At 64.6% G+C, this 10968-nt stretch carries 10 protein-coding genes; 9 read left to right on the top strand and 1 reads right to left on the bottom strand.

The features are described from left to right. On the bottom strand, positions 1–732 hold a 732-nt coding region (gene tauA, locus EN893_RS06195; RefSeq protein WP_128361451.1), incomplete at its 3' end, for a taurine ABC transporter substrate-binding protein. 488 nt (positions 733–1220) lie between these two features. On the opposite strand from tauA, the gene EN893_RS06205 reads away from it, so the two are divergent. From EN893_RS06205 to EN893_RS06250, 9 genes are all read left to right on the top strand, one after another. Beyond that, positions 1221–1448 (top strand): hypothetical protein, encoded by a 228-nt coding sequence (locus EN893_RS06205; protein WP_127270314.1) that lies wholly within the window; start codon positions 1221–1223, stop codon positions 1446–1448. Between the two features lie 147 nt (positions 1449–1595). Beyond that, a complete protein-coding gene (locus EN893_RS06210; RefSeq protein ID WP_127269713.1) occupies positions 1596–2072 on the top strand; it encodes an Rrf2 family transcriptional regulator in 477 nt (158 codons plus the stop codon). Between the two features lie 31 nt (positions 2073–2103). Continuing rightward, positions 2104–3438, top strand: a complete 1335-nt coding sequence (locus EN893_RS06215; RefSeq protein WP_127269715.1) for an FAD/NAD(P)-binding protein — start codon at positions 2104–2106, stop codon at positions 3436–3438. 260 nt (positions 3439–3698) lie between these two features. Next, a complete protein-coding gene (locus tag EN893_RS06220; RefSeq protein ID WP_127269717.1) occupies positions 3699–5120 on the top strand; it encodes a pyridoxal-phosphate dependent enzyme in 1422 nt (473 codons plus the stop codon). Continuing rightward, positions 5117–6298: a PLP-dependent aspartate aminotransferase family protein gene (locus EN893_RS06225; RefSeq protein WP_127269719.1), complete on the top strand. Its 1182-nt coding sequence runs from the start codon at positions 5117–5119 to the stop codon at positions 6296–6298. The genes EN893_RS06220 and EN893_RS06225 overlap by 4 nt, the downstream gene beginning before the upstream one ends. Positions 6299–6543: 245 nt before the next feature. Continuing rightward, entirely contained in the window at positions 6544–7515 is a 972-nt protein-coding gene (locus tag EN893_RS06230) for a GlxA family transcriptional regulator (RefSeq protein ID WP_127269721.1), read from the top strand. A gap of 319 nt (positions 7516–7834) precedes the next feature. Beyond that, positions 7835–9139 (top strand): Xaa-Pro peptidase family protein, encoded by a 1305-nt coding sequence (locus EN893_RS06240; protein WP_127269723.1) that lies wholly within the window; start codon positions 7835–7837, stop codon positions 9137–9139. A gap of 355 nt (positions 9140–9494) precedes the next feature. Continuing rightward, the gene (locus EN893_RS06245) at positions 9495–10175 is read left to right on the top strand and encodes an isochorismatase family protein (protein ID WP_127269725.1); all 681 of its coding nucleotides are present in this window, start codon (positions 9495–9497) and stop codon (positions 10173–10175) included. Further along, positions 10172–10968 (top strand): alpha/beta hydrolase (locus EN893_RS06250; protein ID WP_164900733.1); only part of this gene is annotated, 797 nt, incomplete at its 3' end. The genes EN893_RS06245 and EN893_RS06250, both read left to right, overlap by 4 nt.

Genomic DNA, 10968 nt, shown 5'->3' on the forward strand with positions numbered 1-10968 from the left:
GAACTCGGCATAGGCGGCGCCCGTCACCTTGACGAAGTCGCGCACCGCTTCCGGGTTCTTTTCGGCGAAGTCGGTGCGCACGATCCAGGCGTCGAAGGTTGGCGCGCCCCAGGCGGCGACCTGCGAGGAATCCACCACCACCTTGCCCGTCGTCTTGATCTGGCCGAGCGCCGGATCCCAGACATAAGCCGCGTCGATGTCGCCACGCGAGAATGCGGCGGCGATTTCCGGTGGCCTGAGATTGAGGATCTCGACCGACTTCGGATCCACGCCCTCATGCTTCAGCGCGGCGAGCAGGCTGTAATGCGTCGTCGAGACGAACGGCACGGCGACCTTCTTGCCGGCGAGGTCGGCGACTTTCTCGATGCCGGCGCCGTTGCGCGCCACCAGCGCCTCGGATTCGCCGATCAGGCCGACTATAAAGATGGTCTGGATCGGCAATTCGCGGCTAGCCGCCGCCGCCAGCGGGCTCGAGCCGACATAGCCGATATCGACCGAGCCGGAAGCGACCGCGGCGATGACATCGGCGCCGGAATCGAATTTGCGCCAGTCGATTACTGCCTTCGTCTCCTTTTCATAGGCGCCGTCGGCCTGCGGCACTTTCGAAGGCTCGACCACCGTTTGATAGCCGATGGTGATTTTGAGGTCGTCGGCATGGGCCGGGCCGAGGAAGGCCGCGCCGGCAAGTGCCGCCGACGAGAGGAGAACAATGCGTCGCGAAATGGTGGACATGGAGGGCTCCTGAAAAGAGAAAAATCGGAATGCCCCATGATAGTCCGCTAATTCTATTAGGTTTGTAGAGTTAAATCCTTCCAACGAAGGCGGGCTTGTTAGAAAAAAGCTGTCGGTGGTCGGCGGATAGGGCGGATGAGGCGGTTGTAGCGTGCAGGGTGTCGCCATAGGGCAGACCTTTTGATGCCGGCGGGACAGCGCCCCCCTCTGTCCTGCCGGACATCTCCCCCTCAAGTGGGGAGATTGGCAGTTTCGGCTTCAGCGCTTTTCTCGTTGACGGTAGAGATGGGGCGAAAGCGGTCGTGACGTCCAATCTCCCCACTTGAGGGGGAGATGGCCGGCAGGCCAGAGGGGGGCGCTGGCCCACCGGCCTTTAACCTCCTGAGCTGCTGCGATGGCTGCGCCTACCCCCCCACCGCGAACTAGATTTCCTGCTTCTAACCTCTGCCAGGCAAATTCATGCCTCAAATAGCCAACGATTTGGAAACATGTTCCGCGTGATCGGAGGTAAGTATAGTAATCTTATCGACATGAGGGAACTGGAGGCGACGATGAGCGGCCACTCCATCACCATGATCGCTCGCGACCCGGATCGGCTTTTGCCGTTGCGTGAGTCGACGCCAGTTGGAGGACCATTTGCCATCTCGCTGCCGTCAAAGCGTATTTTTGTGCTCTCTAGGGCACAAAGGCCGGTCAAAATCGCTGCAGCGGCTTGAAAACGAAGCAAAATCAGCAGTTCTCGGCTTGTACATCATGTCACTAGAATTTATGTGTCATGCGGGCTTGGACGCGGCGGCAACGCCCGCCAGGCGTTTTGCAACCGATGGTTCCATGCCGTCGCATGCCAGAGAAATTTTGATCTCATGCTCACCAAAAAAGGTAAGTACGGCCTCAAGGCGCTTGTCCACCTCGCGCGCTTGCCGGCCGGACAGCTCGCCTTCGTCAACGACGTCGCCACCGGCAACAACATCCCGAAGAAATTTCTCGACGCCATCCTGGGCGAGTTGCGCAATGCCGGCTTCGTCCAGAGCCGCAAGGGCAAGGATGGCGGCTATCGCCTGGCGCGCCCCGCCGATGAGATCAAGGTCGGCCATGTGGTGCGCGTCCTCGACGGCCCGCTGGCGCCGATCCCCTGCGCCAGCCGCACCCAGTACCAGCGCTGTGAAGATTGCAACGAGGCGACATGCCAAGTCCGACATCTGATGCTCGAGGTCCGGCAGGCGATCGCCGAGGTGCTCGATCAGCGCAGCCTCGCCGAAATGCGCGATATCTCTCTCGACGACCTGTCGGTCGCGAGGGACATCGGCGATCTGCCGGTCGCGGTGAAGGTCCAGGCCTGACACTGGCGTTGCGCAGAGCGAAGGCACGCCTATGACCGGGCGCGCCAACTCCATCATCATTGTCGGCGGCGGCGCCAGCGGCGTCGTGCTGGCCGCGCATCTCCTGAAGTCGCCCAATCCCGACCTGCGTGTCACGCTGATCGAAAGGCGCCCGCATTTCGGCCAGGGCATCGCCTATTCGACACTGCTGTCGGCGCATGTCTTGAATGTCAGCGCCGCCGGCATGAGCGCCTATGCCGACGATCCCGGCAATTTCTGGCGCTGGCTGCAGGAGCGCGGCCTGGCAACGGCCGAGCAGGCGCCCTTCTATGCGCCGCGCAGCATCTATGCCCGTTACCTCGGCGAGTTGCTCGACGAGCTGCAGGCGCGCGAAAAGCAGACCGGGCGGCTTCGGTTGATCCGCGAGGAAAGCCTCTCGATCACGCCCACCGCATCCGGTGTCGAAGTGGCGCTGGCCAACGGCACCAGCGTCGTTGCGCATCTCGCCGTGCTGGCCACCGGCCACGACGAGGAGCCGGCGCAAGGCCATGCCATCAGGATGGGATCGGAAGCCGATACAGCACTTCCGACCGACGCCGGCGTCATGGTGCTGGGCACCGGCCTGAGCATGGTCGATGCCTTCCTGGCGCTGGAACAGCGCGGCCATCGCGGCGACATCATAGCTGTGTCGCGGCGCGGCCTGTTGCCCTCGCCGCATCGCAAGGGCAATCCGATCAAGCTCGACGTCGCCGACATTCCGCTCGGCACCCAGCTCTCCTATTTCGTCGGCTGGTTCCGCGACCTGATCAAGGAAAACCAGAAGGCCGGCATCGACTGGCGCGACGTCGTCGACGGCCTGCGGCCGTTCAACCAGAAGATCTGGCAGAACTGGCCGGCTTCCGCCAAGCGCCGCTTCGTCGAGCACACCAAGGCCTGGTGGGACATCCACCGCCATCGCATGGCGCCCGAGGTCTACACCCGTGTCACCGAAGCCGTGCAATCCGGCCGCATTCGCCTGGTCGCCGGCCGCGTCGTCGACATCGCGCGCAACGGCGAATTCACCGTCCAGGTCCAGTCACGCCACACGCAGCGTCTCGAGACCTTCGAGGTCGCCCGCATCTACGATTGCTCTGGTATCGTGAGGGACATCTCGACCTCATCGAACAGCGTCGTGCGCTCGCTGGTCGACCGCGGTCTGGCACGGCCGGATCCGCTGCGCATCGGCCTCGATGTATCGGCCAAATGCGAGATCATCGCCGGCGACGGAACCATCTCGGCCAAGATCCTCGCCGTCGGCCCGCTGACGCGCGGCACCTTCTTCGAGATCGACGCCATTCCCGATATCCGCGTGCAGTGTGCGAGGCTGAGCAAGCAGCTGCTGGGATGAGAGCTCCGCGCAAACCCCAACGCCGTCGTCATCCTAGGGCGGAGCAGGAGCGAAGCGACGTCGCGGAGACCCTAGGATGACGAACGCGCGGAGGGTTCGCCGGACTTCGAAGCGACACTTGCCAACCCAAACCCGGAATTTCATTCCGCATCTGGCCGGTTGATTGGCACGATCTATCTTCTTTCCGACTGCAAAGGGCTGGAAAAGAGGATACGCTGCCGCCCTGCCCAGAGGCGGTCGCTTGGTCATGGAGCATCGATATGAGCGAGCACGAGATCGCCGCAGCCGACGAATTGTCCCGCCTGCGTCCGCCCTACAAATCCGTCCTCGACCTGATCGGCCAGACGCCGGTTGTCGAACTGACCAAATTCGACACCGGCAAATGCCGGCTGTTCATCAAGCTTGAAAGCCAGAACCCGGGCGGCTCGATCAAGGACCGTATCGCGCTGTCGATGATCGCCGCGGCTGAAAAGCAGGGCAAGCTTCGGCGCGGCGGCACCATCGTCGAGGCGACCGCCGGCAATACCGGCCTCGGCCTTGCCCAGGTCGGCATCCCCAAGGGCTACCGCATCGTGCTGGTCGTGCCAGACAAGATGTCGCGCGAAAAGATCCAGCATCTGCGCGCGCTCGGCGCCGAGGTGCGCATGACGCGCTCCGATGTCGGCAAGGGCCATGCCGAATATTACCAGGACATGGCCGAGAAGATCGCGGCGGAAACGCCCGGCGCCTTCTATGCCAACCAGTTCGCCAACCCGGCCAATCCGCTGGCGCATGAGACCACCACCGGTCCGGAGATCTTTTCGCAGCTCGACGGTGACGTCGATGCGGTGGTCGTCGGCGTCGGCTCCGGCGGTACGCTGACCGGGCTTGGCCGCTACTTCGCCAAAGTGTCGCCGAAGACCGAAATGGTGCTGGCCGATCCGGTCGGCTCGGTGCTGGCGCCGCTGATCAAGACCGGCAAGATGGAAGAGGCCGGCAGCTGGACCGTCGAAGGCATCGGCGAGGATTTCGTGCCGCCCAACGCCGATCTGTCGCTGGTCAAGAAGGCCTATTCGATCCCCGACAAGCAGAGCATGCTGGCGGTGCGCGACCTCTTGTCGAAGGAAGGTATCCTCGCCGGCTCATCCTCGGGCACGCTTTTGTCCGCCGCGCTGCGCTATTGCCGCGAGCAGACGGTGCCCAAACGCGTTGTCACCTTCGTCTGCGACAGCGGCAACAAATACCTGTCGAAAGTGTTCGACGATTTCTGGCTGGCCGAGCAGGGCCTTGCCGAGCACGAGCAGCATGGCGATCTGCGCGATCTGGTGATGCGCTCGCACCGCACCGGCGACACCGTCTATGTCGGCCCGGACGAAAGCCTGCTCAACGCCTATGGCCGCATGCGCCGTTCCGATGTCTCGCAGCTGCCGGTGCTCGACAATGGCAAGCTCGTCGGCATCGTCGACGAAAGCGACATCCTGGCCAAGGTCGACGGCCCCTATGACGGACGCTGGGAGCGCTTCAACGGCCCGGTCCGCACGGCCATGACCTCCAATCTGCACACGCTGCAGGCCAGCCAGACGCTGGATGCGCTGCTGCCGGTCTTCGACCGCAACGAGGTCGCCATCATCTTCGACGGCGACGAGTTCGTCGGGCTGATTACCCGCATCGACCTGATCAACCATCTGAGGCGCGCACGATGACCGCTGAAACACCACCACCGGGCAAGAACCGTCTGGCTTTCTCGACGCGCACCATCCATGGCGGCCAGAGCCACGACCCGCTGACCGGCGCGGTGATGGTGCCGATCTACGCCACCTCGACCTTTGCCCAGCAGTCGCCCGGCGTGCACAAGGGCTTTGAATATGCCCGCAGCCAGAACCCGACGCGCTTTGCCTTCGAGCGCGCCGTGGCCGACCTCGAAAGCGGCTCGGCCGCCTTTGCCTTCGCGTCCGGCCTGGCGGCGATCGCCACCGTGCTGGAGCTGCTCGATTCCGGCGCTCACATCGTCGCCACCGACGACATCTATGGCGGCTCGTTCCGGTTGATGGAGCGGGTGCGCAAACGCTCGGCCAATCTGCAGGTCTCGTTCGTCGACTTCACCGACCTCGCCGCCGTCGAGGCCGCGATCCGGCCCGAGACGAAAATGCTGTGGGTCGAGACGCCGACCAACCCGCTGCTGCGCATCGTCGACCTCGAAGGCGTCGCCGCACTCGCCAGGCGCAAGGGCATTTTGTCGGTCGCCGACAACACGTTCTGCAGCCCTTATATTCAACGCCCGCTGGAGCTCGGCATCGACATCGTGGTGCATTCGACCACCAAATATCTCAACGGCCATTCCGATATGGTCGGCGGCGTCGCCGTGGTCGGCGACAACAAGGATCTCTCCGCCCAGCTGAAATTCCTGCAGAACGCCATCGGTGCCATCTCGGGCCCGTTCGACAGCTTTCTGGCGCTGCGCGGGCTGAAGACGCTGGCGCTGCGCATGGAGCGTCATTCCGCCAACGGGCTGAAGATCGCGCAGTGGCTGGAAGCGCGCCGCGACGTGCGCCGCGTCATCTATCCCGGCCTCGCCAGCCACCCGCAGCACGCCGTCGCCGTCCAGCAGATGCACGCCTTCGGCGGCATGATCACAGCCGTGCTCGACCGCGACCTAGCCGGCACCAAAAAGTTCCTCGAACGCACGCAGCTGTTCACGCTGGCCGAAAGCCTCGGCGGCGTGGAGAGCCTGATCGAGCATCCGGCACTGATGACGCATGGCTCCATTCCGGCCGAGAAACGGGCCGAGATCGGTATATCGGATTCGCTGGTAAGATTGTCGGCGGGGATCGAGGATGGAGATGATCTGATCGCGGATTTGGAGCAGGCGCTGGGGGGATAGACCCTCAAATCGCCAAAATCGGCGCCGCCCCTCATTGCCCTGCCGGGCATTTCTCCCCGTATAGCGACGGGGAGAAAGACGCTAGCCGCGGCCGCCGGTGATTGGCGTAAGCGCCGATAACAGCGTCCCTCGCCCCGTTTACGGGGAGAGGATGCCGGCAGGCAGGTGAGGGGCGGCGCTGACGTTCCGGGTTCAAGCATCAGGCCAATTGACGCCGCACTCCATCTGCCCGAAGTCTAGCGCCCATGGCCACACACGCCCCACCCAAACCCACCGACACCCCTCTCACCTTCGCGGTGCTGGTCTTCCCCGGCTTTCCGATGATGGCGTTCAGCTCGGTCATTGAGCCGCTGCGTGCCGCCAATGTCCTGGCGAAAAGAGAATGCTATCGCTGGATCATCGTCGGCGGCACAAAAGGCCCGGTCGAGGCCTCGAACGGCGTCGTCATCCAGCCGGGTTTTTACGCCGAGGACGCGCCGAAGGTCGACCGCATCGTCGTCTGCTCGGGCGGCGATGCCGACCACCTCGTCGCCGAGGACGCGGCAAGCTGGATCCGCAAGAGCCTGCGCAATGGCGCCCATATCGGCGCGGTGGCGGACGCGGCTTTCTTCCTGGCGCGGGCCGGCCTGCTCGACGGCCATGCCTGCACCTTGCACTGGACCAGCCAGGCCGCCTTCACCGAAGCTTTTCCCAACATCGAGCTCAGGCGCGACCTCTACGTCATCGACCGCAAGCGCTTCACCTCGGCCGGCGGCGTCGGCAGCCTCGACATGATGCTGGAGATCATCACCCGCGACTACGGCGCCGAGCTTGCCGCAGGTGTCGCCGAATGGTTCGTGCACAGCCAGCTGCGTTCCAGCATCGACCGCAAGATGATGCCGCTGCGGCTGCGCACCGGCGTCCGCAACGAACTGGTGCTGTCGGCCATCGCCATCATGGAGGACGCGGTGGAAGAGCGGCTCGGCATGGCCGAGCTGACCGCAAAGCTCGGCGTCTCCTCCGACAAGCTCGAACGCAGCTTCCGCTCCGAACTCGCTATCTCGCCCAACGGCTACTACCGCCGGCTGCGGCTGAAACGCGCCGCCGACCTCCTGGCACACTCGACGCTCGCCGTGCGCGACGTGGCGCTGGCGTGTGGGTTTGCATCGATGTCGAGTTTTGCGCGGGCGTTTCGCGAGGAGCATGGGCATCCGCCGAGATTGGCGAGACGGCATTAGGGCGCTTGCTGACGGGTGAGACGTTGGCGGGACAGCGCCCCCCTCTGTCCTGCCGGACATCTCCCCCTCAAGGGGGGAGCTCGGACTGCATCTCTGCTTTCGCTAATCTCAGATGTTGAAGAAAAGAACGGCGGCATCGAAACTGCCAATCTCCCCCCTTGAGGGGGAGATGCCCGGCAGGGCAGAGGGGGGCGCGAAGGATCGCGACGTAACCGATTAGCCAGCGGCATCCCGCACAACACCTGCGGTTTCCCGCACAATACCCACGCCCCGCCTGCGCCATGCTCCGACCTCGCAACCCAGCCAAGGCCGTACCCCCATGAGCATCGTCGTTTTCGACCCCGACAGCACTGAGGACGTGGACTTCAAGGACCGCATGCGCCACCCGGCCGCGGCCGATCCGGCCGGCGGCATGTGGCTGTCGGACACCGAGCCGTCCTTCATCGATGCCGATGCGCTGCGCAAGGGCCGGCTGGCCAAGCTGCGCGGCTGGATGCGCGAGGCCGGCTATGGCGGCGTCGTGTTGTTCGATCCCTACAACCAGCGCTACGCCACCGGTTCGCGCAACATGTTCGGCTATTTCCTGCGCAACTCGACCCGCTATTTCTTCATCCCGACCGAAGGGCCGATCGTGCTGTTCGAATATCCGCAGAGCTATCATGTCTCGATGGTGCTCGACACGATCGACGAGGCGCGTCCTTCCAAGCTGGTCTGGTCGTCGGTCTCCGGCCGCGACGACGAGACCGCCGGGCCCTTCGCCGACGAGATCGCCGAGCTTCTGAAGCAGCATGGCGGCGGCTCGATGAAGCTCGGCCTCGACCGCTGCAGCCATCTGCAGGCGCTGGCGCTCGAAAAGCGCGGCTGCGAGGTTCGCGATTGCCAGGGCGAGATCCTGGCGGTGCGCGCGGTCAAGACGCCCGAGGAAGTCAAATGCCTGCAGGTGTCGATGGCCGGCGCCGAGGCCGCCGTCTATGCGGTACGCGAGGCGATCAAGCCCGGCGTCTCCGAAAACGACCTGTTCGCCATCATGTATGGCGAGGTCATCCGCCAGGGCGGCGAGTTCATCGAGACGCGGCTGCTGACATCGGGCCAGCGTACCAATCCGTGGTTCAACGAGGCCAGCGGCCGCAAGATCCGGCCCGGCGAACTCTTGGCGCTCGATACCGACACGATCGGCTGCTACGGCTATTATTCGGATTTCTCGCGCACCTTCCGCTGCGGGCCGGGCAAGCCGACGCCCTACCAGAAGTCGCTCTACCGCATGGCGCACGACCAGGTTCAGCACAACATTTCGATCGTCAAACCCGGCATGGCGTTCCGCGAGATTGCCGAGAAGGCGTGGAAAATCCCGGACCGTTTCGTCGACCAGCGCTACACCTCGGTAATGCACGGCGTCGGCATGCATGGCGAAACGCCGTTCATCGCGCATGCCATGGATTACGAGACCTATGGCCGTGACGGCCATATCGTGCCAGGCATGGTGGTGAGCGTGGAAAGCTATATCGGCGAGAAAGGCGGCCGCGAGGGCGTCAAGCTGGAGGACGAGATCCTGATCACCGAGACGGGCACGGAGCTGCTTTCGCGCTTTCCCTATGAGGACGAGTTTCTGGAGACGCAGGTTTGAGGGCGGTTTCGTACACCGGCGCCGGATCGCGAGCCTTCGCTGCTGTCGCAGCCTTCCATCGCTTCGTCATCCTAGGGCGGAGCAAGGAGCGCAGCGACGCGGCGCAGACCCCTGGAGCTGCTTTGCAGCCCAAGGGATCCATGCCGCGACCTCTATGCACCGCAACGGTACAAGTTCTGCACCGCTGCACCATTCGATCAACATCACGGCATGGATCCTCGGGTCTCCGCGACGGAGCTTCGCTCCTGCTCCGCCCGTGGATGCCGAAGGTGGGGAGGCGCCGGCCAATCACCGCTGCTTGCGCCAGCTCGCTAAACAGAGCGGTGTCGCCCGCCCACAACCAAGGCGCATCGGCATGAAAACCCCCATCTCCATCAAGCCCGGCACGGTGGCCGCGATCTTCATCGACCTGCAGGAAGAGCACCGGCAGGACCCCCGCTATCTGGTCGAGGGCTTCAGCAGCATCCTCGCCAATGTCCAGCGCCTGCAGGCGGCGGCGCGGCAAAACCATGTGCCGCTCTACCACTGGGCCTACATCGTCGATCTCGACAAGCAGGACCGGCCGTTTCATCCGGTCGGTGAAGACGGCAAGTCGGCTTTCTCCGACAAGAGCGATCCGCTGACCGAGATCTGCCGTGAGGTGGCACCGATCAACGGCGAGGCGCTGCTGGTCAAGGCCGAGGCCAGCGCCTTCCGCACCGGCCCGGCGGCCCGCGACATCAAGTCTTCAGGCATCGAATGGCTGGTCATATCGGGCGTCTGGACCGAGGCCTGCATCGACGCTTCCGTCAAGGATGCGGTGGCGAAGGGCTTCCGCGTGCTTTTGGTCAAGGATGCCTGCGGCAGCGGCAGCGCGGCCATGCACCAGACCGGCATCCTCAACCTCGCCAACCGGCTCTATGGCGGCGCCGTCACCGACACCGACGGCGCCTGCCGGCTGCTGGCGGGCGAGACCGTCACCGCCTGGCAGGTCGAGGGCTCGGTGCCGCTGCGCTTCAGCTTCGACAACGCGGCCGCGCTCTACGCCGATCTATGAGCCGCGGCCCCTACGAAACACGGCTCGACCCGGCCCTGTGGGCCTATATCGACGCGGTCAACGCCTGGTATCCGCCCGAAATCATCGGCCTGCCGATCGACAAGCAGCGCGCCGTCTATGACAGGATGAGCCGGGCCTTCCACCAGGGCCGCCCAGCAGGCGTCAAGGCCAGCGACGGCCTGATCGCCGCCGGCCGCGACATCCCGGTCCGCCGTTACCAGCTTGCCGGTAGTGCCGCGAAGGCGATGGTGATCTACTACCACGGCGGCGGCTTCATCCTCGGCGGGCTGGAAAGCCATGACGACATCTGCGCCGAGCTCTGCGCCGGCACCGGTTTCGACGTGCTGTCGGTCGACTACCGCCTGGCGCCGGAACACGTCCACCCCGCCGCCTTCGACGATGCGGTGGCCGCCTTCGAATGGGCGGCAGCGACGTCAGACCTGCCGCTGGTCCTGTGTGGCGAAAGCGCTGGCGGCAATCTCGCCGCCGCCGTGGCGCAGGCGACGCGCCGCCATATCAGAGCTGCGGTCGGGCAAGTGCTGATCTATCCCGAACTCGGCGGCGACGAGACCGCCGGTTCCTATGTCGAACACGCCGAGGCGCCGCTGCTATCCGTGGCCGACATCGCCTTCTACCGCGACGTCCGCTCGGCCAGGCGGCAATCGCCCGACGACCCGACCTTCTCACCGCTGCGCGACACCGATTTCTCCGGCCTGCCGCCAACGGTGATCGTCACGGCGCAATGCGACCCGCTGTCGTCGGATGGCGAGACCTACCGCGACCGCATTGTGGC

Source organism: Mesorhizobium sp. M7A.F.Ca.CA.004.04.2.1, from assembly GCF_004022825.1.
GTDB lineage: Bacteria > Pseudomonadota > Alphaproteobacteria > Rhizobiales > Rhizobiaceae > Mesorhizobium.

Bases quoted from the DNA above. Each gene is read 5' to 3' on its own strand.
- EN893_RS06230 (WP_127269721.1), top strand. From the start codon at position 6,544: ATGGCCACACACGCCCCACCCAAACCCACCGACACCCCTCTCACCTTC.
- EN893_RS06225 (WP_127269719.1), top strand. From the start codon at position 5,117: ATGACCGCTGAAACACCACCACCGGGCAAGAACCGTCTGGCTTTCTCG.
- EN893_RS06205 (WP_127270314.1), top strand. From the start codon at position 1,221: ATGTTCCGCGTGATCGGAGGTAAGTATAGTAATCTTATCGACATGAGG.
- EN893_RS06215 (WP_127269715.1), top strand. From the start codon at position 2,104: ATGACCGGGCGCGCCAACTCCATCATCATTGTCGGCGGCGGCGCCAGC.
- EN893_RS06220 (WP_127269717.1), top strand. From the start codon at position 3,699: ATGAGCGAGCACGAGATCGCCGCAGCCGACGAATTGTCCCGCCTGCGT.
- EN893_RS06240 (WP_127269723.1), top strand. From the start codon at position 7,835: ATGAGCATCGTCGTTTTCGACCCCGACAGCACTGAGGACGTGGACTTC.
- EN893_RS06210 (WP_127269713.1), top strand. From the start codon at position 1,596: ATGCTCACCAAAAAAGGTAAGTACGGCCTCAAGGCGCTTGTCCACCTC.
- EN893_RS06245 (WP_127269725.1), top strand. From the start codon at position 9,495: ATGAAAACCCCCATCTCCATCAAGCCCGGCACGGTGGCCGCGATCTTC.